Below are 25042 nucleotides of genomic sequence, written 5' to 3' on the forward strand. Positions count from 1 at the left end.
CTGGAGCGGCGCCTCCGGGGGTTTCGTTTTGACGCCACCGCCTCGCTACCCTGACTAGGCAGTACGCATATCACCGCACCCGTTCACCAGGAGATTCCCATCAGCAGTTTCGCCGACCAGACCTTCACCGCGCCGGCGCAGATTCGGAACTTCTGCATCATCGCCCACATCGACCACGGCAAATCCACCCTGGCCGACCGGATGCTGCAGCTCACCGGCGTGGTCGACGACCGATCGATGCGGGCCCAGTACCTGGACCGGATGGACATCGAGCGGGAACGCGGCATCACCATCAAGGCGCAGAACGTTCGGCTGCCCTGGACTGTCCAGGATCGCCCGAACGAGACCGCCGGGCAAGGACCCGTCGCAGGCGACTACGTGCTGCACCTGATCGACACCCCTGGTCACGTCGACTTCACCTACGAGGTGTCTCGCGCGCTTGAAGCTTGCGAGGGCGCAATCCTGCTGGTCGACGCCGCCCAGGGGATCGAGGCTCAGACCTTGGCCAACCTGTACCTGGCCCTGGACCGCGGGCTGACCATCATCCCGGTGCTCAACAAGATCGACCTGCCTGCTGCCGATCCGGAGCGTTATGCAGCCGAGCTGGCCCACATCATCGGGTGCGAGCCCGAAGACGTGTTGAAGGTGTCCGGCAAGACCGGGGAGGGCGTCGCTGAACTGCTCGACGAGGTGATCAGGCAGGTACCGCCACCTACCGGCGACGCCGACGGACCGACTCGGGCCATGATCTTCGACTCCGTCTACGACATCTACCGGGGTGTGGTGACCTATGTCCGCGTCGTGGACGGCAGAATCACACCGCGCGAGAAGATCGCAATGATGTCCACCGGCGCCACTCATGAGTTGCTCGAAGTCGGCATCGTCTCCCCGGAACCCAAGCCGACCAAGGGCCTGGGCGTCGGCGAGGTGGGCTATTTGATCACCGGCGTGAAGGACGTCCGTCAGTCCAAGGTCGGCGACACCGTCACCACTGCGCGGGGCGGGGCCACCCAGGCGCTCACTGGCTATCGCGAGCCCAAGCCGATGGTCTACTCCGGGTTGTACCCAGTTGACGGCTCCGATTACCCCAACCTGCGTGAAGCCCTGGACAAGTTGCAGCTCAACGACGCCGCGCTGACCTACGAGCCCGAAACGTCGGTGGCTTTGGGCTTCGGTTTCCGCTGCGGCTTCCTGGGGCTGCTGCATATGGAGATCACCCGGGAGCGTCTGGAACGCGAGTTCAACCTCGACCTGATCTCCACCTCGCCCAACGTCGTCTACCGAGTGGTTGCCGAGGACGGTAGCGAGATCATCGTGACCAACCCGTCGGACTGGCCCGAGGGCAAGATCCGATCCGTCTACGAGCCTGTCGTCAAGACCACGGTGATCGCACCGAGCGAGTTCGTCGGCACCATCATGGAGCTGTGCCAGTCGCGGCGCGGCGAGCTCGGTGGCATGGACTATCTCTCACCGGAACGCGTCGAACTGCGCTACACGATGCCGTTGGGCGAGATCATCTTCGACTTCTTCGACTCCTTGAAATCACGTACGCGGGGCTACGCCAGCCTGGACTACGAGGAGGCCGGCGAGCAGGAGGCCGACCTGGTCAAGGTGGACATCCTGTTGCAGGGCGAGGCTGTGGACGCGTTCAGTGCGATCGTGCACAAGGACTCGGCCTCGGCCTACGGCAACAAGATGACCACCAAGCTCAAGGAACTGATCCCGCGTCAGCAGTTCGAAGTTCCGGTGCAGGCCGCCATCGGTTCGAGAATCATTGCCCGCGAGAACATCCGGGCCATCCGTAAGGACGTTTTGTCCAAGTGCTACGGCGGTGACATCACCCGTAAGCGCAAACTGCTGGAAAAGCAGAAAGAGGGCAAGAAGCGGATGAAGACCATCGGTCGGGTCGAGGTGCCGCAAGAGGCGTTTGTCGCGGCGCTGTCCACCGACAGTGGGGGCTCTGCCGGGGATAAGGCCAAGAAGTAGTGGCCGCCCGGGCAGGCGCAGTCGCGGCGGGTGCGGTGGCGGTCGCGCTGCTGGCCGGTGGGTGCACCACGGTGGTTGCTGGAACGGTGCGTCCCGCAACGGGACTGGCGCCTACCCCGGTCACCGGCATGGCCGTCCGGCAGGTATTGCTCGACGACTCAGAGTTGTCGAAACTGACCGGCCAGCCCTTCCACAGTGATCCCTCCCTGCCGCCGCGCTACGGCGGCCTCGACGACCTGCCCGACGCCTGGGAGTCGGCCGAACCGCAAGAATGCGTCGGCGTGGCGGTGGGCGGCCAACGCAGCGTGTATAGCTCCGCCAGCGTGCGAGACGTCGCCCACGAGTTCTGGGACAGCTCGAGCGAGGAAGATTCTCCGCTGACAGGAGTGGCCGAGGCGGTGATCGCGCTGGACAGTGCGGTAGACGCCGAGGCGCTGTATGAGAAGTTCGTCCAGCAGTGGGGCAGTTGTGACGGCGTGGTGGTGACCCGCGATGGCGGCAGTGACAATGAAGCCAGCGGTGAGGTCACCGACGTCTCCGAGCAGGACTCGGTACTGGTGGCGACGGTGCGTACCAGTGTCGACGAAGATGCCGGACTGCATGTCTCGCGGGCGGTCGCGACAAGAGTGAACTGCGTCGTCGACGTCGACGTCTTCTGGTTCGTCGATGAGGATGATCACTCCGGAGAGCCGGCCGGCGACAGCACTGCCGCCGACCTGGCCCGGGCCATGCTGGACAAGGTCCGCAACCTCAGCGGGTAGGTCGCGGGCCGGGCCGGAAGGCGAGCTACATCGGCGCGTTTGCGGGCTGGAACCCGCCGGTCGAGTCGGCCTCTTCCTCGGCCCGGATCACGTGGACGACGGCGTTGATCAGTGCCAGATGGGTGAAGGCTTGGGGGAAGTTTCCCAGGTGCCGGCCGGTGCGGGGCTCGATCTCCTCGGCGTAGAGGTGCAGAGGGCTGGCGAACGACAGCAGTCGCTCACACAGGTGCTTGGCGCGGCTGACCTCGCCGATCTCCACCAGTGCCGAGACCAGCCAGAACGAGCAGATGGTGAAGGTGCCTTCGGCCCCGGACAGGCCGTCGTCGGTCTCCTCGGTCCGATAGCGAAGCACCAGGCCGTCTTCGGTCAGCTCTTCGGCGATCGCCATCACCGTGGCACGCACGCGCGGATCGTCGGCAGGCAGGAACCGGGTCAGCACCACCAGCAGCAGCGACGCGTCCAGCGCCGTGCTTCCGTAGGTCTGGGTCAGCACTCCGCGGGAATCCACCCCGTTGGCCAACACATCGGCCTTGATCTCCTCGGCGATCGCTCGCCACTGCTTGGCGTAGGAGACCGCCCCCTGCAGCTCGGCCAGCTTCGACCCGCGGTCCAGTGCCACCCAGCACATCACCTTCGACGAGGTGAAGTGCTGGGGTTCGCCCCGGACCTCCCAGATGCCCCGGTCAGGCTCGCGCCAGTGCTTGATCGCTTCCTCCACCTGGCGCTTCAACACTGGCCACAGGGTTTCGGGGATCTGCTCGCGAGACTTGGCGTGCAGGTACACCGAGTCGAGCATGGTGCCCCAGATGTCGTGCTGTTGCTGGTTGTAGGCGCCATTGCCGATCCGCACCGGTCGGGCGTTGTCGTAGCCGGACAGGTGGTCCAGTTCCTGCTCGACCAGCTCGTGCTCACCGCCGACCCCGTACATCACCTGCAACGGGTGCTGCTGGCCATTGTTGACGCCGGACACATCGGCGATGAACGAGAAGAAGTCGTCGGCTTCGCGGTCCAGTCCCAAGGTGTACAGGCCCCACAGCGTGAATGCCGAGTCTCGTACCCAGCTATAGCGGTAGTCCCAATTCCGTTCGCCCTGAGGAGTTTCCGGCAACGAGGTCGTGGGAGCGGCCAGCAGCGCCCCGGTCGGCGAGTAGGTCAGTCCCTTCAGCGTCAGGGCACTGCGTTGCAGATAGGACCGCCACGGATGGTCGGGGAAGTTACCGATGTTGATCCATTGCCGCCAGCATTCGGTGGTGTTCCACATCTTGTCGGCGGCTTCTGCATAGCTTTGCGGCGCAGGGTGTTTCGACCAGCTCAAAGCCACGAAGACGTCGTCGCCCTCGGTCAGGCGGGTGCGGGCCCGGGCTTCACGGCCCTCCAGCCCCAGCCGCAGGTTCGTCGTCAAACGCAGGGTCGGGTGGGCATCTGGATTCTCCCGAGCGCGCGCGATGGCCTCGCCGTAGGCGTTGGCCGAGTACTCCCAGGTGGCGCTGGTGCGGTGATAGTCGAAGGCCGGCTCGCAACTCATCGTCAGCTCGACGGTGCCGCTGACGCAACGCACCGTACGCAGCAGGATGTGTTCGGCGTCCCAGTCGGTGGGGGTGCGCCGGTGTGTCTGGGACCGCGCCTCGATGTCGTGCCACTTGCCCATCACCAGCGCGTCGCGAACGATCATCCAGCCGGTGTGGGTCTGCCAGGTGGTCTCCATGATCGGGCTGCCCGGCAGGTAGCGCCGCGCTGCGGGCACCGACACCCCGTACGGGCCCAGCCGAAAATGCCCGGCACTGCGGTCCAGCAGCGCGCCGAACACGCTGGGAGAGTCCGGGCGGGGCAGGCACATCCACTCCACCGACCCGGCCGCCGAGATCAAGCAGGTGTTCTCGCAGTCGGACAGGAAGGCGTAGTCCGCGATCGGTGGAAAAGGGTTGCGGACCTGACTCTGCGTCGCGGCATAGGGAACCGGGGCAGTCGCCGACAACGGAGGTGTCGGCGAGGCCGCGTTGCCGCCACCCTTGGCGGACTTGGTCAATTCCGGGCCACTCGTGGCGGGTGCATCGCCCGGCGGGGTGTGCAGGTCCATGCCGCAATCATCTCTGGCGGCCTGCCGCGCGTCTACCCGGATCGGCTGCTCGTAACATCGCCCGCACCAAATCACCGCTGTGTTAATACCGGCGACCCGCTTCGCCCGGCTTCGCCGCGCTTGCGGTCGCCGGCGTGTTAATACCGTTGACCCGCTTCGCCCGGCTTCGCCGCGCTGGCGATCGCCGCTAAAGTAGTCGGGGTGGTGGGCTTCCTGAGCTGGTGGGACGGCGTTGAGCTGTGGCTGTCCGGTCTCGGCTTTGTGGTGCAGACCGCCGTTGTGATGCCGGTGGTGTTGTTGCTGGCCTATGGCCTGGCTTCGGTGCTGGATGCGGCGTTGGGGGAGGGAATCCGGATGCAGGAGCGGGTTCGCCATGGTGGCGAAGGCGGCGACCGCTGATGCCGCGCTCGCAGGTGACCTTGGTGCTGGTCAGTCTGATCCTGTTGGTGATCGTGACTTGGCTGTTGACCCGCTGACTCACTCAACTGGGTGGGTCGCGGCCTTGCCGGCCTCTGTTATGCTTCCCCGCATGTTCGCAGCGACCGGTGACCGGAAGCGCCCAGTGGTGGCGCTTCTGATGCTTGCCGTGGTGACTTCCGCTGTGGCCGACCTGCACTGTTGTCGCTGATACCGCACCCGTCGGCGTACCGGTGTCGTCTTAGTTGACGCACGTTCTGGAGAAATCGAACGCCTTTCGCGATCCGACGGACAAGCATTCTTGCCGACGTCTATACGGATTCGCCCGGAAAGGTCATCAATGCCCAATACCATCGCGCGCAGTATCGCGCTGGCACTGGCTGCCACCCTGGCAGCCACCACGCTCGCCGGGTGCGGCGGCGGGCCCAGCGATGTCGTTGGGGGCGGTGAGCGCTCCGACGCGCACACCACTCTGACGCTGGTGGCCTACGCGGTACCCGAGCCCGGCTGGAGCAAGGTGATCCCGGCCTTCTACAACACCGAGGCCGGCGCCGATGTCCAGGTCGTCACCTCCTACGGCGCATCGGGTGATCAGTCCCGCGGAGTCGCCAGCGGCAAGCCCGCTGACATCGTGAATTTCTCGGTGGAGCCCGACGTCACCCGGCTGGTCAAGGCCGGCAAGGTCGCCGAGGATTGGAATGCCGGTGTCACCCGCGGTATCCCGTTCGGTTCGGTTGTGACCCTGGTCGTGCGTCAGGGCAACCCCAAGCACATCAACGGCTGGGACGACCTGCTGCGGCCCGGAGTCGAGGTGATCAGCCCCAGCCCGCTGAGCTCCGGATCGGCCAAATGGAATCTGCTGGCCCCGTACGCCGTCAAGAGCCAGGGGGGCAAGAACCCGCAGGCTGGCCTGGACTTCATTGAGCAACTGGTCGGAGACCATTTCAAGCTGCGCCCGGGCTCGGGCCGCGAGGCCACCGATGTGTTCCTTCAGGGCAGCGGTGACGTGTTGATCAGCTACGAGAACGAGGCGATCGCCGTCGAGCGCAAGGGCAAGCCGGTGGAGCACATCAACCCGTCGCAGACCTTCAAGATCGAAAACCCGTTGGCCGTGGTGACCTCCAGTCGGCACCTCGACACCGTCACCGCGTTCAAGAACTTCCAGTACACCGCCCCGGCGCAGCGGCTGTGGGCCGAAGCCGGCTTCCGGCCTGCCGACCCAGGCATCGCCGACGAATTCCGCCATGCATTCCCGGATCCCGACAAGCTGTGGACCATCGCCGACCTCGGTGGGTGGGAGATTGTCGACAGCGCTTTGTTCGACAAGTCGACCGGCTCCATCACTCAGATCTATACCCGGGTCACCGGATGAGCGCGGCAGTGGTTACCGATGCGGCGCGACCCGATGAGGAGGGTGCCACGCGCTCGAGGTTCCGGCGGGAAGGCGTATCACTGCGGGTGGGTGCTGCCACCGTCTGGCTGTCGCTGATCGTGTTGGCGCCGTTGGCCGCGATCGCCTGGCAGGCGGGGGGCGGTGGTTGGCGTGCGTTCCAGTTGGCGGTCACGTCGCACGCTGCCGTGCAGTCCTTCCGGGTGACGCTGACAATCGCTGCCGGGGTCACCATCCTCAACCTGGTGTTCGGCCTGCTGATCGCGTGGGTATTGGTGCGCGACGACTTCTTCGGCAAGCGCTTTCTGGACGTGATCATCGATCTGCCGTTTGCGCTGCCCACCATCGTTGCGAGTCTGGTGATGCTCGCGCTCTACGGACCGGCCAGCCCGGTGCACCTGCACCTGCAGCACACCGCCGTAGGCGTGGGGCTGGCGCTGGCCTTTGTGACGCTGCCCTTCGTGGTGCGTTCCGTACAGCCGGTGCTGCTGGAGATCGATCGCGAAGTCGAGGAGGCCGCCGCGTCGCTGGGCGCCTCGGGGCTGACCATCTTCCGTGCCGTGGTGCTGCCTGCCCTGACCCCGGCCCTGCTGACCGGTGCGGGGCTGGCATTTTCCCGGGCGATCGGCGAGTTCGGCTCGGTGGTGTTGATCGGTGGTGCGGTACCCGGCAAGACCGAGGTGTCGTCGCAGTGGATCCGCACCTTGATCGAGAACGACGACCGCACCGGTGCGGCGGCGATCTCTTTGGTGCTGCTCGGGGTCTCGTTCCTCGTGCTACTCGCGTTGCGGGTGCTGGGGTCGCGGGTAATCAAGCGGCAGGAGAGGTCCTGATATGACGTCGACGCGGAAAGTCCGCTACCTGTTGCGCTTCCTCGCGGTGGCCTACATCGGCCTACTGCTGGTTGTTCCGGTGTCGTTGATCCTGTGGCGCAGTTTTGCGCCTGGTCTCGGACAGTTCTACGACTACATCTCCACTCCGGCGGCCATCTCTGCGCTGCAGTTGTCACTGCTGGTGGTGGCGATCGTGGTGCCGTTGAACGTCATCTTCGGTATTCCGACAGCATTGGTTCTGGCACGCAACAAATTCCGGGGAAAGGGCGTGCTTCAGGCGATCATCGACCTGCCCTTCGCGGTGTCGCCGGTGATCGTCGGTGTGGCGCTTGTCGTGTTGTGGGGATCGGCGGGGCTGCTGGGCTTCGTCGAGAACGACTGGGGATTCAAGATCATCTTCGGCCTGCCCGGCATCGTGCTGGCCAGCATCTTCGTGACGCTGCCGTTCGTGATCCGGGAGGTCGAACCGGTGCTGCACGAGCTGGGCACCGATATGGAAGAGGCTTCTGCCACCCTGGGTTCGAGTTGGTGGCAGACGTTCTGGCGGATCACGCTGCCGTCGATACGTTGGGGGCTGACCTACGGGATCGTGCTGACGGTGGCGCGCACCCTGGGGGAGTACGGCGCGGTGCTGATCGTGTCGTCGAACCTGCCCGGAAAGTCGCAGACGCTGACACTGTTGGTGTCCGACCGTTACAACCGCGGCGCCGAGTACGGCGCCTACGCCCTGTCCACACTGCTGATGACGGTGTCGGTGTTGGTGTTGATCGTTCAGGTGGTGCTCGACGTGCGGCGGGCCGGAAAGGGAGATAAATGAGCAACGCAATTACGGTGCGCGGGGCGAATAAGCGCTACGGCGACTTCGTCGCACTGGACAACGTCGACTTCGCGGTTCCGTCCGGCTCGCTTACGGCGTTGCTCGGCCCCAGCGGCTCGGGTAAGTCCACTCTGTTGCGCGCCATTGCCGGCCTGGATCACCCGGACAGCGGCACGGTCACCATCAATGGCGTCGACGTCACCGGCATCCCTCCGCAGCGGCGCGGCATCGGCTTCGTCTTCCAGCACTATGCGGCGTTCAAGCACATGACGGTGCGTGACAACGTCGCGTTCGGGCTCAAGATCCGCAAGCGACCCAAGGCTGAAGTCAAGGAGAAGGTCGACAACCTGCTGGAGGTTGTGGGGCTCAGTGGTTTTCAGAACCGTTACCCCAACCAGCTGTCCGGCGGTCAGCGCCAGCGAATGGCGCTGGCGCGGGCGCTGGCAGTAGACCCGCAGGTGCTGCTGCTCGACGAGCCGTTCGGGGCGCTCGACGCCAAGGTCCGCGAGGATCTGCGGGCCTGGTTGCGTCGCCTGCATGACGAGGTACATGTCACCACGGTTCTGGTCACCCATGACCAGGCCGAGGCCTTGGACGTCGCGGACCGGATCGCGGTGTTGAATCAGGGGCGCATCGAGCAACTCGGCACCCCGACCGAGGTCTACGACGCCCCCGCGAACGCCTTCGTCATGTCGTTCTTGGGCGCGGTATCGGCGCTGAATGGGGCCCTGGTCCGCCCGCACGACATCCGGGTGGGCCGCACCCCCGACATGGCGGTGGCCGTTGCCGACGGTGCGGGCGCCTCGGCGGTGGTGCGCGCGGTCGTCGACCGGGTGGTGACCCTTGGTTTCGAGGTGCGGGTGGAGCTGACCAACGCCGCCACCGGAGTTCCGTTCACGGCGCAGATCACCCGTGGCGACGCCGAGGCGCTCGCGCTGGCCGAGGGGGACACCGTCTATGTCCGGGCCACTCGGGTGCCCCCACTCAGCGACGAGCCGCCGCTGAAAGCGTCGGTCGGGGCGAGCTAGTAGACGTCCCGCAGATAGCGGTGACTTCTGACCAGCTGGTTGACGTAGGCGTGCGCGTCGGCGCTGCTCATGTTTCCGGCGTCGGCCACGATGGCATGCAGGGTTGCGTCGACATCCTTGGCCATGCGCTCGGCATCTCCGCAGACGTAGAGGTGCGCGCCGTCTTCGAGCCAATCGAAGAGTTCGGCTGAGTTCTCCCGCATACGTTGTTGGACATAGCGATTCGGTGCGTCAGTGGCACCGTCGCGGGAGAACGCCAGGTCGAGCCGGGACAGTGTCCCTGAGCTGTGATGTTCTTCGAACTCCTCCTGGTAGAGGTAGTCGCGGGCCCGGTGTCGATTTCCGAAGAACAGCCACGAACGTCCCGTCGCACCGACGGCACGGCGCTCCTGCAGGAACGCGCGGAATGGCGCCACTCCGGTGCCCGGCCCCACCATGATGATGGGCACGTCGGGGGCCGGCAGCCGGAAGGAATGGTTGGGGCGCAGGTGAACCCGCATGGTCTCGGCGCGATCGGCCAGGAACGTGGTGGCCACACCGCCATAGCGGCGGTCAGCGAGGGCGTACCGCACCGTCGCCACGGTCAGGTGCACGTGATCGGGGCTCACCACCGGGCTCGATGCGATCGAGTAGTCGCGAGGTTGCAGGGGGCGCAAGGTGTCGATCACCTCGTCGACGTTCAGCGCCCCCAGCCGGATCAGATCGAGCACATCGCGGCCATAGAGCCACGAGTCGCGTGCCGCGGGGACAGCCCCGCCGAGGGCGACCGCGGCGCGTGAATCTGCGGTGCGGGTCGCGGTCAGTTCCCGCAGTGCCCGTGAGGGTGTTCGGATCTCGAGCTCATGGGTGAGCAGCTCGCCGAGCGGTGCGTCATGACCCGCCACGGTGTGTCCGGGGCCGACGCCGAACTCCGCCAAGAGCGCGTCGACCAGGGCGGGATCGTTGCTCGGGTGCACGGCCAGGGAATCGCCTGCGGTGTAGGTGATTCCGGTTCCGGTGAGGTCCAGCTCGTAGTGGCGGACCTCCTTGTCGGTTCCGGGGGCGGTGAGCATGCGATTGACCCTCACACGAACCTCGATGGGATGGTCGCGATCCGCGACCGGCGGCACGGCCGGACCGGGGGAGCCCACCTGGTGGTTCGCCCGGGCAACGCCCGCCGAGGCGGTGGTGTGCTCGGCTGCCAGCTGCTTGACGACGTCGCTCGTCCACGCCGCAGCCGGCTTGGCGTAGGAGCCGTCGATGTCGAGGCGGTCGGCCAGCCGGATGGCCCCCAGCTGCTCGAGACGTTCGTCGAGAAGGCGGCCGGCGTTGCAGAACAACTCGTAGCCGGTGTCACCGAGGGCGAGCACGGCGAAACCGAGGTGCTCGAGTCGCTCGGTGGTGTCTGCGATCAAGGCCTCCCAGAACAATGCGGCGTTGTCCGGAAATTCGCCGTCGCCCCAGGTGGAGGTGACGACAATGAGGTGTGTGGCCGAGTGCAGGTCGTCGATGTCGACCTGGTTGAGTTCGACTGCTTCGGCGTCACGACCGGTGGCTTCGGCGAACGCCTCGGCGAACGACATCGCGGCATCCTCGGCGTTGCCCATGTCGCTGCCGTAGCCGACGATCATCGAGAATTCCGGGCGGGCGCTCACGGCTTAGCCCCGGCGCGGCTCGACGCGGCGACCGGCCGTCGAGTGGTCCTGGGGCGAAATGGCGGCATTGCAGCTCCACGTACCGGCAGTCCGAAGCCGACCATTGCATCGAGGATCGCTTGACTTCGCCGGCAGTTGGTGGCCTCGGCGTTGTCGGTGCGTCGCGGTAGCTGGGCTGCCGCGACCACGACGGTTGACCCCAGGAGCTGCCACATCGCCGTGACCGACATCGCGCCCTCGCACGCCTCATGAAGCCAGACGAACAACGGCGCCAAGGTCCGGTGGCAGCGGTGGGCCGCCCAGGTCGTCAGGGCCGACTCGTTGGGCAACACGACCATGGTCTCGGCGCGGTCGAGTCCGTCCTTGGCGTGAATCCACGGGTCATCGGGAAGGGCACGCAGCGTCGGGTCCACCACGGCCACCCAGTCGATGTCGTTTTCCGCGTCGAAGTGCACCCAGAGGTTCTCCAGGCCGGTGTCCCACGCGCGTCCCTCGAGCAGAACCAGCGGAAGGAGGCGTCCCAGGACTTCGTGGATGAGGCTTGCCGCCAGGACGTTTGCTGCCGCTCGGGGGTCCGTCTTCGCGGCGGTCTCGTAGAAGCGGACCCGCAGACGATCAAGGGTGAAGACCGAGTCCAACGGGAACCAGCGGCGTTTGTTGACGTCCGCCAGTACCGCCACACCGTAGGTACGGGGGCAATGCGGGTGAAGTTGTTGAAGCCTGGTACAAGATTCGTGCAGCGCCGCACGCCGCCGAATGACCATTCTCGCGATCAGGGGATCGTCGCCCGTCGACACCACCAAGCTCCTAACGTAGGTTAGGCTAACCATACTAAGAGCGGCGGCTGGTGAGGAGTGCTGTGACGGGTTTCACGCGACAGCAGGCGTGGGCGGGCGGTGACCCGTCAGGCGGCGGCCGGTGCCGCCAGAGCGCTTTCGGCGCGGTCCAACGCGGTCGCGGCCACCAGACGGTGGGCACCCAGTGGCTCAGCCATCGGGATACCGGCGTGGTCGGCGTAGGCGGCGACCCGATCGGTGATTCTGCCGTGGGCCAGGAACCACGGGGCGATCATCAGCTTGGTGGCTCCCCGCGCCCGGAGGCGTTCGACGGCTTCGGGAACCGAAGGCTGGAGATCTTGGGTAGCGAAGGCGACTTCCACGCCCGCCCAACGCGTTCCGCGAGCGAGCGGCGCGGCGATCGTAGCGGTCTGCGCATTGGCGGCTGCGTGCGAGGAGCCCACCGCGACCACCACCACACCCAACTCCGGATCGAACCGGGAGGCCCCCGCTCGGGTCAGTCGCTCACCGAGAACGTGGACCAGGCGGCTGTCCACCCCCAGGGTCGGAGCCACTCGCACACCGACTCCAGCCTGCGCGATCATCGCTGGAATATCGATGCGGGCGTGGTACGCGCTGGCCAGCAGCAGCGGGACGACCACCGTGTCGCCGTCGCGACCGTCGGGGACCGAACCCAACACGTCCTGCAGATTGGGGGCGCTGTTCTCGCAGAACGCCACGCGCACGTCATATTCGGGCGCTACCCGGCGCAGGTGCCCGGCGATCGCCCGGGTATTGGCGGCTGACCGTGGATCCCGGCTGCCGTGTGCGGTCAGCACCAGCGTGCTGGTCACGAGGCGTGCAGTCCGCATTCGGTCTTGGCCAGCCCGGCCCAGCGTCCGCTGCGCGGATCCGAGCCGGTCGCGGGCTTGACCGTGCAGGGCGCGCAGCCGATCGACGGGTAGCCCTCATCGATCAGCGGGTTCACCAGGACGTTGTTGGCGATGATGTAAGCGTCCATCTCCTCGTCGGTCCATGCCGCCAAGGGGTTGACCTTCACCAGCCCGAACTGCTCGTCGAAGCTGATCAGCGGTGCGTTGGCGCGCGTCGGAGCCTCCACGCGACGCAACCCGGTCACCCACGCCGAGTAACCACCCAGGGTGCGCGCCAGCGGCTCGACTTTGCGCAGCCGGCAGCACAAAGCCGGGTTGGAATTGAACAGGTCTTTGCCGTGGGTGGCGTCCTGCTCGGCCACGGTCTGCTCCGGGGTGACATTGACCAACTGGATGTCGTACATGGCTTCGACGGCGTCGCGGGTGCCGACGGTCTCGGCGAAGTGGTAGCCGGTGTCGAGGAACAGCACGGGAACCCCGGCGCGGACCTTCGACGCCACATCCACCAACACCGCATCGGCCATGTTGGAGGCCACCACGAAGTTGCAGGCCGTCGATGAGTCACCGCCGAACTGTGCGGCCGTCCACTCGAGCAGCTCGGTGGCACTGGCGCCGTCGAGTTCAGCCGCCCCCTTGGCAGCCAGTTCGCGCAACTCCGCCTCGGTGTGCGCCCTCATCGAAGATCGTCTTCTTCGGCACGCACCGCCCACTGTGCGAAACGTTCACCGGCGCTGCGCTGTGCGATGAAGTTGCGGATCACCCGGTCGATGTAGTCGCCGAGTTCATCGTTGTAGACCTTGTGCTGGCGCAGTTTGCGCCCGAATCCGCTGTCGGCGCCCAGGCTGCCGCCGAGGTGCACCTGGAAACCGGGAACAGAGTTGCCCTCGCCGTCGTCGATCATCTGGCCCTTGAACCCGATGTCGGCCACCTGAATCCGGGCGCACGAGTTCGGGCAACCGTTGATGTTCACCGTGACCGGCACGTCCAGCAGCTCATTGAGATCGGCCAGGCGGCTCTCCAGTTCCGGAACCAGGCTTTGTGCTCGTACGCGGGTCTCGACGAACGACAGCTTGCAGAACTCCAGCCCCGTGCAGGCCATCAGGTTGCGGCGCCACTGCGACGGGTTTGCCGGCAGGCCCAGCGCGTCCAGTCCGGCCAGCAGGCCGTCGAGCTTCTCGTCGGACACGTCGAGGATGATCAACTTCTGGTGCGTGGTGAACCGCGCCCGGTCCGTGCCGGCCTGTTCCATCAGCTCGGCGACCTTGACCAGGGTCTGGCCACTGACCCGTCCGGAAATCGGGGCAACTCCCACCGCGTTGAGGCCGTTGCGGGTGCGCTGGACACCGACGTGGTCGATCGGGGCGGTGGGCTTCTCCGGTGCCGGTCCATCGATCAGCGGCCGCTTGAGGTATTCGGTTTCGAGAACTTCCCTGAATTTTTCGGGCCCCCAGTCCTTCACCAGGAACTTCAGCCGGGCCTTGGAACGCAGGCGGCGGTAGCCGTAGTCGCGGTACAAGCTGGTGACGGCTTCCCAGACATCCGGTACCTCGGCCAGCGGCACCCAGGCGCCGAGCCGCTGTGCCAGCATCGGGTTGGTCGACAGGCCGCCGCCGACCCACAAGTCCAGGCCGGGGCCGTGTTCGGGGTGATTGACCCCGATGAAGGAGATGTCGTTCACCTCGTGGGCGACATCCTGCAGGCCGGAGACGGCGGTCTTGAACTTGCGGGGGAGGTTGGCGAACTCGGGGTTGCCGATGTAGCGCCGAATGATTTCGTCGAGCGCAGACGTGGGATCGAGCACCTCGTCGAGCGATTCACCGGCCACCGGGGAACCCAGCATGGCGCGCGGGCAGTCGCCGCAGGCTTCGATGGTCTGCAGGCCCACGGCGGCCAGCCGGTCCCAGATCTCGGGTACCTTCTCGATCTCGATCCAGTGGTACTGCACGTTCTGGCGGTCGGAGATGTCGGCGGTGTTGCGGGCGAAGTCGACGGAGATCTGACCCAGCGTTCGCATCGCGGCGGCCGACAGTGCCTTGCCGTCGCAGCGCACCCGCATCATGAAGTACTTCGCCTCGAGCAAGTCGGCGTTCTCGTCGCCGGTGAAGGTGCCGTCATACCCCTGCTCGCGCTGGGTGTAGAGGCCCATCCAGCGGAAACGCCCGCGCAGGTCGTCCTTGGTAATGGAGTCGAAGCCCTGCTTGGAGTACACATCGAGGATCCGGGCCTGCACGTTCAGCGCCGGGTCTTCCTGCTTGAACTGCTCGTTGGGGTTGACCGGTTCGGTCTCGCCGAGCGCCCACTGGGCCTCGCTGCGCTTGGGCCTGCTCGGCGGGGCAGTCGGAGTGGCGGTCATCGATTCTCCTTCGAAACAAGGAGCTGGCGTGATGGAACGCGATCCACCGGCAACTGTCTCCGGCGGCGCAGATCCGGCGGCCAGCTGGAAAGTTCAGGTGGGCGGTTCTACGACATCAAGACAGACAGCGACAGCTGCATACACGCTTGAGATCGATATGCCGCCGAGCCACCAAGGCAACCCCGGATGCGGTGCAGTAGGCGGCGGTCACAGTGGCGATTATGCCATGGATGCCGAAAATCTTCCTTACCGGCGCAAAGTTGTGATCAGCGTGAGCAAAACTCATTCTCGGGCACGACATCGACGAGGTCGGGCCGGGGGAACGGCTCGGGGGCGGTGTGCCCCGCCGTAGACCGACAGTCGATCGGAAGGCGGGTGGGACGGGTGAGTGTCGACTTCGGATGGGAACCGGCGTGGGATCCGGTGCCGGTGGCAGACCCGCCACCGCGAACGAGCGGCCTGGCTCGGCTGCGGCGCGGGCTGGCCGTCGCTACGTTGGCTGCCACCGCGTGCTGTGGGGGATGGCTGGCCGTGCAGCACTACCAGACCCACCTCGCCGGCGCACAGGCTCTGGAGGCCGCCGAGACGTATATGTTGCGGCTCAGCGATATCGATGCCGACAACATCGATCGCAGCTTCGCCGATATCGCCGAAGGGTCCACCGGTGAACTCGCGGCGCGGCACACCCGCGCCGGGGTGCGGCTCCGTCAGGAGCTGATCGACAACAAGGTCATGGCCCGGGGAAGCATCGCCGAGGCGGTGCTGAAGTCCGCCGACCGCAACCATGCGGTGGTGGTGTTGTTGGTGGACCAGGCGGTGCGCAACTCCGACAACCCCGAACCTGTGATCGACCACAGCCGGATCCGGATGACGATGGACAGGGTCGACGGCCACTGGCTGGCCAGCAAGGTGGAACTCGTATGAGGAAGTTCACAGTGCTGGCGACCGGGGCCCTGCTGGTGGGCGCGGCCGAGTGGGCCGGTGCGGCCCACGCCGAACCCATCGACTGGGAGGCGATCGCGGTCTGCGAGTCCGGGGCGAACTGGTCGGCCGATACCGGCGACGGCGGCTATGGCGGATTGGGGATCAGCGCCACGGACTGGGAAGCCAACGGCGGGATCGGTCTGCCCTCCCAGGCGACGGCGCAGCAGCAGATCGCCGTCGCCAAACGCATCATGGCGAACCGGGGCCCCGGGGCGTGGCCGGGATGTGTGTCGGGGGGCGGTGCCGCCGGGACCGCGCCGGTGGGTTCTCTGACGCACTATGTGGCTGCCCTGGAGCAGGCCGCTCAGCGGACCGGCGCGGCCTCGGACTGAGGCGCCCGACGCGCGGCGGGGTGTGGGGGGCCGTGGGATGATCAGGCCCTATGACACCGACCCCGACTGCCGTAGCGCTGCCCGAGGTGGCGCAGGCCCGGCGCGGCCAGGACGGCCCCTTCGGGGTGTATGTGCACGTGCCGTTCTGCTTTACCCGGTGCGGCTACTGCGACTTCAACACATACACGCCGGCGGAGCTGGGCGGCGCGAACCCGGATGCCTGGGTGGCGGCGCTTGCCACCGAGCTGGAGTTGGCTGCGGCACGCCTGGGCGGTCGGCGCGCCGACACCGTGTTCGTCGGGGGCGGTACGCCGTCTCTGTTGGGTGGGCAGCGCCTGGCGCGCGTCCTGAGCCATGTCCGCGAGCACTTCGGATTGGCCGATGGTGCCGAGGTGACCACCGAGGCCAACCCGGAGTCGACGTCGCCGGAGTTCTTCGAGGCGATCCGTGCCGCCGGATACACCCGGGTGTCGCTGGGCATGCAGTCCGTGTCGCCGTTCGTGCTGGGAACTCTGGACCGCATTCACTCACCGGGCCGGCCGGTGGCCGCCGCACGGGAGGTGCGCGCCGCGGGCTTTGAGCATCTCAACATCGACTTGATTTACGGCACCCCTGGTGAGACCGACGATGATCTGCTGCGCTCGGTGGACGCCGCCTTGGAGGCGGGCGCGGATCACGTGTCGGCATACAGCCTGATAGTCGAGGACGGCACCGCCCTGGCCCGCCGGGTGCGGAGCGGCGAGCTGCCCGCTCCCGAGCCCGATGTGGCGGCGCATCGCTACGAGCTGGTCGACGCCCGGCTGCGGGGCGCGGGGATGGACTGGTACGAGGTGTCCAACTGGAGCCGTCCCGGCGCGGCCTGCCGGCACAACCTGGGCTACTGGGGTGGTGGCCAGTGGTGGGGTGCGGGTCCGGGCGCGCACAGCTTTGACGGGGCGTTGCGCTGGTGGAACGTCAAGCATCCCAACACCTATGCGCAGCTGCTGGATCAGCGCGCATTGCCGGTTGCGGGCTTCGAGCAGCTCTCGGCCGCCGACCGGCACACCGAAGAGGTGATGCTGGCGCTGCGGATGCGCGACGGGCTGGCGCTGTCGGTGTTGGATGCCGGCGAGCGCGAGCGCGCCGCCACCGCGGTCAGCGACGGCCTGCTGGATACCGACGGTCAGCGGTTGGTGCTGACCGACCGGGGTCGGCTGCTGGCCGACGCGGTGGTGCGTTCGCTGCTGGGCTAGCGGGCGCCGCCCTGTGATCAGCCGCTGAACCACCCGCGGTTGCTGTCCCAGCTGCCGCAGATGCCGTTGAAGCAGCCATGGCCGAAGCCGCCCTGGCCGGGAATGAAACCGCCACATCCCTGCCAGTCGACGTCGTGGCCGCAACCGCTTCCGCCGCCGTTTCCGTCGGGTCCGCCGGAGCCATGCGGTTCAGCGAGCACAGTGTGACTGGCACCCCCTGACCCGGTCATCAGCATCACGCCAGTCGGGGCGAGCGCGATCGCCGCGGCGGCTGTTGCCACAAACATCGATCCCACGATCTTGCGAATACTTAGCATGACTCCATAGTCCGCGCGGACCGCGTCCTTGCCAACCGTTGTGTGAGGACCGATACCGGATCGTGAACGCCGGTAAGGCATTACTTCACATCTCGGCGGTGGCCGGCGTCACCGCCTGCCTGAAGCCGCGGTCCGGTGGCCGGGCGCAGGGGGCGAGACGCCCATCACCGGGTAGGTTAGGCTACATTTACTAATCGTGTCCGAGCTCGGTGTCGAAACATTCTCCGAATCTTCGCTGACGGTGCCGCTGCCGCCGGGTGTCGAGCCGGCCGAACTCGCCGCCGCGTTGGCTGCGGAACTGCCCGACCGTGACGGGCAGGAGTATCTGCTCTACGAACGTGGCGGAAGTTGGACGCTGGCGGCCGGTGTGCGCGCCGCCGTGGAACTGGACAGCGACGAACTGCGCACGGTCCGTGATGGAGTGGTGCGTCGCGAACAATGGCGGGGCCGGCCGGCCGCAGTGCTGGGTGAGGCGGTGGACCGGTTGCTGCTGGAAACCGCCGAGGTGTTCGGCTGGGTGGCTTTCGAATTCGGCACCTATCGATTCGGCCTTCAGGAGCGGTTGGCGCCGGGAACCGCCTTGGCTCGCGTGTTTTGGCCACAGACCCGCATCGTCGTCACCGCGGGGCAGGTCGAGCTGTTCGGTCACGACGATCGCGCCGTGGCGGTACTCGAGCAGCTGCTGACCGACGGTGTCTCCGTCCTGGCCGAACCGTCTCCGATCGTGGTCGACGAGGACGCCGCGGGATACCGCGATCGAGTCGCGACCGCTATCGAGGAGATCCGTGCCGGGGGCTACCGCAAGGTGATCCTGTCGCGTTGCGTGGACGTGCCGTTCGCACTGGATTTTCCGTCGACCTACCGGCTGGGCCGGCGACACAACACCCCGGCGCGATCGTTTCTCCTGCGGCTCGGCGGGATTCGGGCGCTGGGCTACAGTCCCGAACTGGTGGCCGAGGTCCGTGGCGACGGCACGGTGGTCACCGAGCCGCTGGCGGGGACACGTGCGCGCAGTGGGGATCCCGCGATCGACGCAGCGGTGCGGGCCGAACTGGAATCCGACGCCAAAGAGATCGTGGAGCATGCGATCTCGGTGCGGACGTCGGTGGAAGAGATCACCGAGATCGCCGAGCCCGGAAGCGCTGTCGTCGCCGACTTCATGACGGTGCGCGAGCGCGGCAGTGTTCAGCATCTGGGTTCGACGGTGCGCGGGCGTTTGGATCCCGCGCGGGATCGGATGGATGCTCTCGAGGCCCTGTTCCCGGCCGTCACCGCGTCGGGGATTCCCAAGGCGGCGGGGATAGACGCCATTCTGCGGCTCGACGACTGTCCACGGGGGCTGTACTCCGGTGCGGTGCTGATGTTCTCTGCGGAGGGCGGGCTGGATGCCGCGTTGACGCTGCGGGCCGCCTACGAGCGCGATGGCCGTTGTTGGCTGCGAGCGGGAGCCGGTGTGATCGAGGAGTCGCGTCCGGAGCGGGAGTTCGAGGAGACCTGCGAGAAACTGGCGACCCTGGCGCCGTACCTGATCGCCCAGCGCTGAACCCCGTGGGCCCCGGCCGCGGGACACGATACCCTGTAGGGTATAGAGAACGGCTCGGGGAGAGGACCTCACGTGCTTGATGACGAAGAGAGTGTCAAGTCGGTGTTGAACCGGCTGCGACGCGCCCACGGCCAGCTCGCCGGGGTGATCGCGATGATCGAGGCCGGCCGCGACTGCAAAGACGTGGTCACTCAGCTGGCCGCGGTCTCGCGGGCGCTGGACCGGGCGGGTTTCAAGATCGTCGCCAGTGGCCTGCGGGAATGCCTGGCCGGCGAAGCTGCCGGAGGAAAGGCCCCACTCTCCGAGGACGAGCTCGAGAAGCTGTTCCTGGCCTTGGCCTGAGCCAGCCCTCGGCTCGTGTCAGTGCAGCAGTGACTCGGCGAGCAAGCCGCTGACCATGGACTCGATGGTCGACTCGATGGACCCGGCCAGGGTGGCGGTGACTGAGGCGACGGCCTGCGTGCGGAATCGCACCAGCATCCCGATCAGCTCGGCGATCTCGGTGTCGGGCGGCAGTGGTGCCCCGGGTTGCAGGCGGGTCAGCACGTGTTCGGCGCCGGCTCGCACCAGCATCTGGCTGATCGCGTCGATATGCGGCAGGGTCTGCTCGTAGAGGTCGATGAGCTTGTCGATCCCGATGCCGTAGCCGCGGACTTCGTTGAAGGCATCGATGAGCTTGGGCCGGGTGATGGTGGCCAGCGAGCCGTCGGCGCCGTTGAGGCGGATCACGCCGAGCTGCACCAATCTCTGCATCGCCGGGGCGTCGCCGATGCGTCGCTCGGCCTCCGCCCGTGCCACCGTCTCGGGTCGCTCGGTGGTCCAGGTTCCGGCGATCGCGCTTTCCAGACCCAGGATGTCGCCGAGATCCTTGCCCTGCTCCCAGGCGCCGATCATCTCTTTGACGTGGGCGATGGTGTAGCCGCGGTCAAGCATCGAGGTGATCAGTCGCAGCCGGGTCAGGTGCGTGTCGTTGTACAGCGCAATCCGCCCGACCCGCCGAGGCGGGGGCAGCAGGTCTCGGTCCCGGTACACCCGGACGTTGCGGGCCGTGGTGCCGCCCAGCCTGGCCAGATCGTCGATGCGGTATTCCCGGGAGGCGGTGGTGCCCCCCGGGTGGCGCACGACGATCTCAAAGAGCTGGGTGACCGCGGCCTCGACCACCTCGCGGGACTCGCGCCGCACCCGGCGGGGGAGCCGTCGCAGGTTCGCCAGCACACCGGCGATGGAGTCCGGCTTGGCGGGCCGATCGGGTGTGCTCATGCCACCGCGTGGTAATCGGAGAGTCGGAAACTGCGCATCTGCCGAAGATACTGCGTTGCGAACCCCGGGTACATCGAGGCGTTGAAACCGTCCTCGGTCAGATACCAGTTGCGGCACCCCGACATCCAGGTCGTTTTGCCCAGTCGCCGCTGGATCTGCTCGTTGTGACGGCGTTGCACCTCGTCGCGCACATCCAGATAGCGCAGGCCGCCGCCGCGGATGGCGCCCACGGCGCGCACCACATAATCGATCTGCCCCTCGACATAGACCAGCAGGGAATTGTGCCCGGGACCGGAGTTCGGGCCGGTCATGAAGAACAGATTCGGATAGCCATGGGCCTGAATGCTTTTGAACGCCTGACCGCCGCCGCGCCAGTCCGCGGCCAATGACCTGCCGCCCAGCCCGGTGACGGGAAAAGGCGGGCCGGTCAGGTGCACGTCGTAGCCGGTCGCGAAGACGATGGCGTCCAGCTGGTGTTCTACGCCGTCGCTGGTGCGGATGCCGTGGGGACTGATCGTGGCGATCGGCCAGGAGATCAGCTTGCAGTTGTCGCGCTGCAGTGCGGGGTAGTAGTCACTGGAGATCAGCATGCGTTTGCAGCCCGGGGTGAAGTCCGGGGTGAGCTGGCGGCGCAGCCACGGGTCCTTGACCGCCGCACGCAGGTGCGCTTTGCCCAGTTGCGCCACCAGCCCACTGAGCGGGGTGTTCCACACCAACGCGGTGGCGCTGGCCTCATGTCCCCAGAACAGGGCCTGGCGGGCTAGCTGCTGGGCGGCGGGGACCTTGGCGAACAACTCCTGGACGCCTGCCGGCAGGGTCACGTCCAGGCGCGGGATCACCCATCCGGGCGTGCGCTGAAAGACCTTGACGAATCCGGCCCGCTCGACCAACTCCGGGATGATCTGCACTGCGCTGGCGCCGGTTCCGATGACCGCGACCTTCTTGTCGGTGAAGTCGTAGTCGTCGTCCCAGCGGGCGCTGTGGATCTTGTGACCGCCATAGCTGGCTAGGCCGCGGATGGCTGGGAAGCTGGAGTCGGGCAGCGGCCCGCCCGCCATCACCACCGTGCGAGCCCGAAACTTCTTGCGCCCGGCCGACACCGTCCACACGCCGGTGCCCTCGTCGAACGCCAGAGCTGTGACCTCGGTGCCGAATCGGATGTGACGGCGCAGGTCGAACCGGTCGACCATGTCCTCGATGTGGGCGCAGATCTCGCCCGCCGACGGGTAGGCCCGCGACCAGCCGGGGTTGGCCACAAAGGAGAACGAGTACAGCAGCGAAGGTATGTCGCACGCCGCGCCGGGATAGCGGGTGTCGCGCCAGGTGCCGCCGACCCGGTCGCTGCGCTCCAGGATGACGATCTCGTCGTCGCCGTTGTCAGTACTGCCCGCTAGGCCGGCCTCGGCCAGCTTGATCGCCACGCCGATCCCGGTGAAACCGGCGCCCACGATCAGGGTCTGATAAACGTGCGCCCTCGCCATGTCAGGCCGCCGGTTCGTGGGTGAGCTCCTTGAACCAGCTGGGGATGGGTTTGAGCAATCGCTTGGGATAGAAGCTGGACAGCCACACCGCGGGGTTGGCCAGCAGGTGGTAGGGGCTGTCGGGATTGGCCATCCAGCCTGAATAGCGTTTGACGATCTGATAGGCCGGTACCCGCCGGGTGTGTTCGCCGCGTTCACCGAACTGGGTGAAGCGCATCAGGGCCGCGTAGAGGCGCTGGGGATCCAACCCCATACCGATCACCTCATTGCGGACGCGGTTGAGCAGGGGGATCGAGATGAGTGCTCCGACGATCAGGGAGGGGGAGGCGACGGTGCCGACGAATTCGATGGCCAGCCGGCGCGCATCGGCGTGGCCGATCATCTCGAGCACCTCGAAATCCACAGCGATGTGCCGGGATTCGTCGTTGTTGATCTTCTCGAAAACTTGGTGGCAGACCGGGTCGTCGACCTCGTCCAGCAGGAACTTGAGCAGCGCGCCGTCGAGTGCGACCTCCAGCATCGGGATCACGGTGCCCAGAACGGACAGGGGCAAGTCGTCGGAGTAGTCGTCGAGCCATTGCATGGCCAGCCGGATGTTGACGTTGGGCTCGGGCATCTCGCCGTCGTCGAGCATGCCCCAGCGCTTCATCAGTGCCAGCTCGGCGTTGGCGTGGCGTTGTTCCTCGGCATGGAAGTAGCGGTAGATCTCGGCCAGTGTCGCGGTGGGCGCCTTGCGCGCCATGGCCGCGAAGCCGCGGGCGCCGATGTTCTCGATCCAGCACAGGTCGGCCATGAACTTCTTGAGCCGGGGTTTCATCTCGGGGCGGATCAACTCGGCTCCCGGTGCGTCCCAGTCGATGTCGGCCAGCGCCCATTGCCGATCCTTGATCTTGGTGAGCATCACGTCCATATCGAGAGCCATCGTGATCTCCTTTAGTCGGACCTGCCTGGCAATGCCGCGCTGGCACGGAATGCCAGCCCGATGGTTCGGGTGAACGTCTCCGGAGCGAAACGCTTGATGTTCCATCCGATCTTGGCGTCCAGCTGGGGCATGCAGTAGAGACCGCCGCGGTCGTGGGTGTCCAGGCAGTCGCGGGCGACCCGTTGTGCGGACAGTCCGGTCCAGCGCATCAACGCTTTCGCGGCCTCGCTGGAGTGGGTGGCGATCCGGCCGGATTCGACGATGTTGGTCTTGACGAAGGTCGGGCACAGCACGGTGACGCCGATGCCGGTCCCCGACAGTTCGGCCGCCAAGGTCTCCGACAGTGACAGCACGCCGGCCTTGCTGACGTTGTAGGCCGCCATATCCGGTGCGGCGCCGAACGATGCGGCGGAGGCGACGTTGATGATGCCGCGCGGCTGATGTCCGGCGGATTCGCGCAGCAGCGGAGTGAAGACATGGCAGCCGTGGATCGGTCCCCACAGATTGATGCCGAGCGTCCAGGACCAGTCCTCAAGGGGCATGGTTCCGATGGGTTGTCCGCCCGCGCCGACACCGGCGTTGTTGATCACCAGGGTGGGCGGGTGGCCGAACCAGGACTGCGCGGCGTGGGCCAGCGCGTGCACCTCGTCGATCGCCGAGACGTCACAGTGCACGGCGGTCGCGTGGCCGCCCGCGGCGGTGATGGCCTCGACGGTGCGCCTCGCGGCGTCATCGTCGATGTCGCTGCAGACCACGGCGCTGCCGCGGTGGGCCAATTCGAGGGCGAATGCGGCGCCGATTCCGCTTCCGGCGCCGGTGACGACGGCCGACGCGTTGTGGCTGCGTTGCGGCGAGCGGCCAAAGATCATGTGACCGAGTCAACAGCCAATGGTGTCATTAGTCAATGGCAATGTTTACGGCCTGGTGCGCGCGGGCTGGAGTGACCTCCAGCCCGCGCGACACCGGTGGTGCTGCTAGTTGAACAGGCTGTCGAGCCAGCCGAAGTCCAGCAGGCTGGCGCTCGCGGCGGCGTCACCCGGGTCGACGTCCACGTCGGGAACCGGGATGGTCGAGGTCAACGCGTTGCCGATCATCTCCGGCAGCTTGTCGAACAGGTAGGCAAAGGTGCCGTTCGCAGTGAGCAGGCCGGTCCACGGCGCCCGCGGAACGCCGCCGTCCTCATCCCAGACGATGTAGCCGTTGAGCAGCGCGTCGAACGGGTCCTGTGCCTCGTGGTCCGAGTTGAAGCTGAAGTTCTCCGCCAGTGCGAACTGGAAGCCGAGGAAGGGCTCCCACACGGACTTGGCGGCGCTCTTCCAGAAGCTGAAGTCGTCGAAGATGTCCATGACGTTGGTCCAGACCTGGCTCATGTCGGTGCCGATGCCGAAAGCTCCGAGGACCTCTTCGCCGGCGACCGGGTGGTTGAACAGCGGCTGGAAGATGTACTGGGCACCGAACACCATGTCCCAGTTGATCAGGTTCCAGGCGTGGGTGACGTCACCCTGCTTGAGGAACTCGATGATGTCCGGGAGGGTGTTCTCCAGGCCCTTGATCGGCCCGATGCCCGACCACATGCCCTCGATGCCGTCCCACGACCCCTGCAGGCTGTCGCTGGTGGCCTGTCCGTAGTAGCCGGACAGCTCGCCGAGGGCGGAGAAGATCGGGTTCGGGCCCGACAGCAGCTCGGCGAGCGCGTCGAGGTTCTCCGACGTGGTGGCGGTGAGCTCGACGGCGGCCTGGTGGCTGGCCGAGATTGCCATCGGGGCGGTCGGGACGGCGATCAGTCCGGCGCCGGCCAGGGCGATCCCGGCGGCGAGGAGCCCGGTGGTCCGGGTGGTGGAAACAGAGCCGGGATCGTTTGATCCTGTGGCCATGGCGAGCTGCATTGCATCTCCTTATCGCGACCTCAATTTTTATGAGGTTCCTGTTATGTAGAACGCGGGTTCACCTTAGGCACCCACCTTCGCGCCAGGCAAGCCTTACCTAACAGTAGTGTTAAGGGTCAC

General features: G+C 66.6%; 24 protein-coding genes and 1 pseudogene. 13 read left to right on the forward strand and 12 right to left on the reverse strand.

Annotated features, from left to right (window positions below):
- Nucleotides 1-69 precede the first annotated feature (69 nt).
- A complete protein-coding gene (gene lepA, locus G6N09_RS15390; protein WP_083022314.1) occupies nt 70-1986 on the forward strand; it encodes a translation elongation factor 4 in 1917 nt (638 codons plus the stop codon).
- Complete coding sequence (locus tag G6N09_RS15395) at nt 1986-2747, forward strand: sensor domain-containing protein (RefSeq protein ID WP_197745883.1); 762 nt, start codon at nt 1986-1988, stop codon at nt 2745-2747. The genes lepA and G6N09_RS15395 overlap by 1 nt, the downstream gene beginning before the upstream one ends.
- A 25-nt stretch (nt 2748-2772) precedes the next feature.
- Here G6N09_RS15395 and G6N09_RS15400 read toward each other — a convergent pair.
- Nucleotides 2773-4677 (reverse strand): annotated as a pseudogene (locus G6N09_RS15400) (glycoside hydrolase family 15 protein); the annotation flags it as partial.
- Between the two features lie 348 nt (nt 4678-5025).
- Between G6N09_RS15400 and G6N09_RS15405 the strand changes: the two are divergent.
- The 6 genes from G6N09_RS15405 to G6N09_RS15425 all read left to right on the forward strand — a co-directional run bounded on the left by G6N09_RS15405 (nt 5026) and on the right by G6N09_RS15425 (nt 9309).
- Nucleotides 5026-5223, forward strand: a complete 198-nt coding sequence (locus G6N09_RS15405; protein ID WP_083022316.1) for a hypothetical protein — start codon at nt 5026-5028, stop codon at nt 5221-5223.
- 130 nt (nt 5224-5353) lie between these two features.
- A complete protein-coding gene (locus G6N09_RS20465; protein WP_407662617.1) occupies nt 5354-5452 on the forward strand; it encodes an Ms4533A family Cys-rich leader peptide in 99 nt (32 codons plus the stop codon).
- A gap of 129 nt (nt 5453-5581) precedes the next feature.
- Nucleotides 5582-6613: an extracellular solute-binding protein gene (locus G6N09_RS15410; protein ID WP_083022317.1), complete on the forward strand. Its 1032-nt coding sequence runs from the start codon at nt 5582-5584 to the stop codon at nt 6611-6613.
- Nucleotides 6610-7464 carry a sulfate ABC transporter permease subunit CysT gene (cysT, locus tag G6N09_RS15415; RefSeq protein WP_083022318.1) on the forward strand — a complete coding sequence of 285 codons (855 nt, stop codon included), beginning with the start codon at nt 6610-6612 and terminating at the stop codon, nt 7462-7464. The genes G6N09_RS15410 and cysT overlap by 4 nt, the downstream gene beginning before the upstream one ends.
- A 1-nt stretch (nt 7465) precedes the next feature.
- A complete protein-coding gene (gene cysW / locus G6N09_RS15420; protein WP_046294231.1) occupies nt 7466-8281 on the forward strand; it encodes a sulfate ABC transporter permease subunit CysW in 816 nt (271 codons plus the stop codon).
- The gene (locus tag G6N09_RS15425; RefSeq protein WP_083022319.1) at nt 8278-9309 is read left to right on the forward strand and encodes a sulfate/molybdate ABC transporter ATP-binding protein; all 1032 of its coding nucleotides are present in this window, start codon (nt 8278-8280) and stop codon (nt 9307-9309) included. The genes cysW and G6N09_RS15425 overlap by 4 nt, the downstream gene beginning before the upstream one ends.
- Here G6N09_RS15425 and G6N09_RS15430 read toward each other — a convergent pair.
- The 5 genes from G6N09_RS15430 to G6N09_RS15450 all read right to left on the reverse strand — a co-directional run bounded on the left by G6N09_RS15430 (nt 9306) and on the right by G6N09_RS15450 (nt 14965).
- The gene (locus G6N09_RS15430; RefSeq protein ID WP_083022320.1) at nt 9306-10943 is read right to left on the reverse strand and encodes a diflavin oxidoreductase; all 1638 of its coding nucleotides are present in this window, start codon (nt 10941-10943) and stop codon (nt 9306-9308) included. The two genes, G6N09_RS15425 and G6N09_RS15430, sit on opposite strands and share 4 nt — an antisense overlap.
- Nucleotides 10940-11773: an iron reductase gene (locus G6N09_RS15435; RefSeq protein WP_083022321.1), complete on the reverse strand. Its 834-nt coding sequence runs from the start codon at nt 11771-11773 to the stop codon at nt 10940-10942. Before G6N09_RS15435 ends, G6N09_RS15430 begins: the two co-directional genes overlap by 4 nt.
- A 74-nt stretch (nt 11774-11847) precedes the next feature.
- Nucleotides 11848-12591, reverse strand: a complete 744-nt coding sequence (locus G6N09_RS15440) for a sirohydrochlorin chelatase (RefSeq protein ID WP_083022322.1) — start codon at nt 12589-12591, stop codon at nt 11848-11850.
- Nucleotides 12570-13289, reverse strand: a complete 720-nt coding sequence (locus G6N09_RS15445; RefSeq protein WP_083022323.1) for a phosphoadenylyl-sulfate reductase — start codon at nt 13287-13289, stop codon at nt 12570-12572. Before G6N09_RS15445 ends, G6N09_RS15440 begins: the two co-directional genes overlap by 22 nt.
- The gene (locus G6N09_RS15450; protein WP_083022324.1) at nt 13286-14965 is read right to left on the reverse strand and encodes a nitrite/sulfite reductase; all 1680 of its coding nucleotides are present in this window, start codon (nt 14963-14965) and stop codon (nt 13286-13288) included. Before G6N09_RS15450 ends, G6N09_RS15445 begins: the two co-directional genes overlap by 4 nt.
- A 384-nt stretch (nt 14966-15349) precedes the next feature.
- Here G6N09_RS15450 and G6N09_RS15455 point away from each other — a divergent pair, with 384 nt between their 5' ends.
- From G6N09_RS15455 to hemW, 3 genes are read left to right on the forward strand one after another with little or no spacing between them, the layout of a single operon-like run.
- Nucleotides 15350-15889: an Rv1363c family protein gene (locus tag G6N09_RS15455; RefSeq protein WP_234806859.1), complete on the forward strand. Its 540-nt coding sequence runs from the start codon at nt 15350-15352 to the stop codon at nt 15887-15889.
- On the forward strand, nt 15886-16281 hold the full coding sequence (locus G6N09_RS15460) for a transglycosylase family protein (RefSeq protein WP_083022325.1): 396 nt from the start codon (nt 15886-15888) through the stop codon (nt 16279-16281). The genes G6N09_RS15455 and G6N09_RS15460 overlap by 4 nt, the downstream gene beginning before the upstream one ends.
- A gap of 50 nt (nt 16282-16331) precedes the next feature.
- Nucleotides 16332-17513, forward strand: coding sequence for a radical SAM family heme chaperone HemW (hemW, locus tag G6N09_RS15465; RefSeq protein WP_083022326.1), 1182 nt, complete (start codon nt 16332-16334; stop codon nt 17511-17513).
- Nucleotides 17514-17530: 17 nt separating this feature from the next.
- On the opposite strand, the gene G6N09_RS15470 is transcribed toward hemW, so the two are convergent.
- Entirely contained in the window at nt 17531-17800 is a 270-nt protein-coding gene (locus G6N09_RS15470) for a hypothetical protein (RefSeq protein WP_407662618.1), read from the reverse strand.
- 226 nt (nt 17801-18026) lie between these two features.
- Between G6N09_RS15470 and G6N09_RS15475 the strand changes: the two genes are divergently transcribed.
- Complete coding sequence (locus G6N09_RS15475) at nt 18027-19373, forward strand: salicylate synthase (protein ID WP_083022328.1); 1347 nt, start codon at nt 18027-18029, stop codon at nt 19371-19373.
- Nucleotides 19374-19445: 72 nt separating this feature from the next.
- Nucleotides 19446-19715, forward strand: coding sequence for a metal-sensitive transcriptional regulator (locus tag G6N09_RS15480; RefSeq protein WP_083022329.1), 270 nt, complete (start codon nt 19446-19448; stop codon nt 19713-19715).
- An 18-nt stretch (nt 19716-19733) separates the two neighbouring features.
- On the opposite strand, the gene G6N09_RS15485 is transcribed toward G6N09_RS15480, so the two are convergent.
- The 5 genes from G6N09_RS15485 to G6N09_RS15505 all read right to left on the reverse strand — a co-directional run bounded on the left by G6N09_RS15485 (nt 19734) and on the right by G6N09_RS15505 (nt 24910).
- A complete protein-coding gene (locus G6N09_RS15485; protein ID WP_083022330.1) occupies nt 19734-20633 on the reverse strand; it encodes a MerR family transcriptional regulator in 900 nt (299 codons plus the stop codon).
- Nucleotides 20630-22114: a flavin-containing monooxygenase gene (locus tag G6N09_RS15490; RefSeq protein ID WP_083022331.1), complete on the reverse strand. Its 1485-nt coding sequence runs from the start codon at nt 22112-22114 to the stop codon at nt 20630-20632. The genes G6N09_RS15485 and G6N09_RS15490 overlap by 4 nt, the downstream gene beginning before the upstream one ends.
- A gap of 1 nt (nt 22115) precedes the next feature.
- Nucleotides 22116-23036 carry a reductase gene (locus tag G6N09_RS15495; protein WP_083022332.1) on the reverse strand — a complete coding sequence of 307 codons (921 nt, stop codon included), beginning with the start codon at nt 23034-23036 and terminating at the stop codon, nt 22116-22118.
- Between the two features lie 11 nt (nt 23037-23047).
- Nucleotides 23048-23905 (reverse strand): SDR family NAD(P)-dependent oxidoreductase, encoded by an 858-nt coding sequence (locus G6N09_RS15500; RefSeq protein ID WP_083022333.1) that lies wholly within the window; start codon nt 23903-23905, stop codon nt 23048-23050.
- A gap of 105 nt (nt 23906-24010) precedes the next feature.
- Nucleotides 24011-24910 (reverse strand): hypothetical protein, encoded by a 900-nt coding sequence (locus G6N09_RS15505; RefSeq protein WP_234806860.1) that lies wholly within the window; start codon nt 24908-24910, stop codon nt 24011-24013.
- Nucleotides 24911-25042 lie beyond the last annotated feature (132 nt).

The organism is Mycolicibacter minnesotensis (assembly GCF_010731755.1).
GTDB classification, from domain to species: domain Bacteria; phylum Actinomycetota; class Actinomycetes; order Mycobacteriales; family Mycobacteriaceae; genus Mycobacterium; species Mycobacterium minnesotense.

Excerpts from the sequence above, each read along its gene's own strand:
- G6N09_RS15435 (WP_083022321.1), bottom strand. The coding sequence starts at position 11,773 with ATGGTTAGCCTAACCTACGTTAGGAGCTTGGTGGTGTCGACGGGCGAC.
- cysT (WP_083022318.1), top strand. The coding sequence starts at position 6,610 with ATGAGCGCGGCAGTGGTTACCGATGCGGCGCGACCCGATGAGGAGGGT.
- G6N09_RS15410 (WP_083022317.1), top strand. The coding sequence starts at position 5,582 with ATGCCCAATACCATCGCGCGCAGTATCGCGCTGGCACTGGCTGCCACC.
- G6N09_RS15505 (WP_234806860.1), bottom strand. The coding sequence starts at position 24,910 with ATGGCCACAGGATCAAACGATCCCGGCTCTGTTTCCACCACCCGGACC.
- G6N09_RS20465 (WP_407662617.1), top strand. The coding sequence starts at position 5,354 with ATGTTCGCAGCGACCGGTGACCGGAAGCGCCCAGTGGTGGCGCTTCTG.
- G6N09_RS15425 (WP_083022319.1), top strand. The coding sequence starts at position 8,278 with ATGAGCAACGCAATTACGGTGCGCGGGGCGAATAAGCGCTACGGCGAC.
- G6N09_RS15490 (WP_083022331.1), bottom strand. The coding sequence starts at position 22,114 with ATGGCGAGGGCGCACGTTTATCAGACCCTGATCGTGGGCGCCGGTTTC.
- G6N09_RS15470 (WP_407662618.1), bottom strand. The coding sequence starts at position 17,800 with ATGTTTGTGGCAACAGCCGCCGCGGCGATCGCGCTCGCCCCGACTGGC.
- G6N09_RS15450 (WP_083022324.1), bottom strand. The coding sequence starts at position 14,965 with ATGACCGCCACTCCGACTGCCCCGCCGAGCAGGCCCAAGCGCAGCGAG.
- G6N09_RS15445 (WP_083022323.1), bottom strand. The coding sequence starts at position 13,289 with ATGAGGGCGCACACCGAGGCGGAGTTGCGCGAACTGGCTGCCAAGGGG.
- G6N09_RS15460 (WP_083022325.1), top strand. The coding sequence starts at position 15,886 with ATGAGGAAGTTCACAGTGCTGGCGACCGGGGCCCTGCTGGTGGGCGCG.
- G6N09_RS15485 (WP_083022330.1), bottom strand. The coding sequence starts at position 20,633 with ATGAGCACACCCGATCGGCCCGCCAAGCCGGACTCCATCGCCGGTGTG.
- hemW (WP_083022326.1), top strand. The coding sequence starts at position 16,332 with ATGACACCGACCCCGACTGCCGTAGCGCTGCCCGAGGTGGCGCAGGCC.
- cysW (WP_046294231.1), top strand. The coding sequence starts at position 7,466 with ATGACGTCGACGCGGAAAGTCCGCTACCTGTTGCGCTTCCTCGCGGTG.
- G6N09_RS15500 (WP_083022333.1), bottom strand. The coding sequence starts at position 23,905 with ATGATCTTTGGCCGCTCGCCGCAACGCAGCCACAACGCGTCGGCCGTC.
- G6N09_RS15440 (WP_083022322.1), bottom strand. The coding sequence starts at position 12,591 with ATGCGGACTGCACGCCTCGTGACCAGCACGCTGGTGCTGACCGCACAC.
- G6N09_RS15495 (WP_083022332.1), bottom strand. The coding sequence starts at position 23,036 with ATGGCTCTCGATATGGACGTGATGCTCACCAAGATCAAGGATCGGCAA.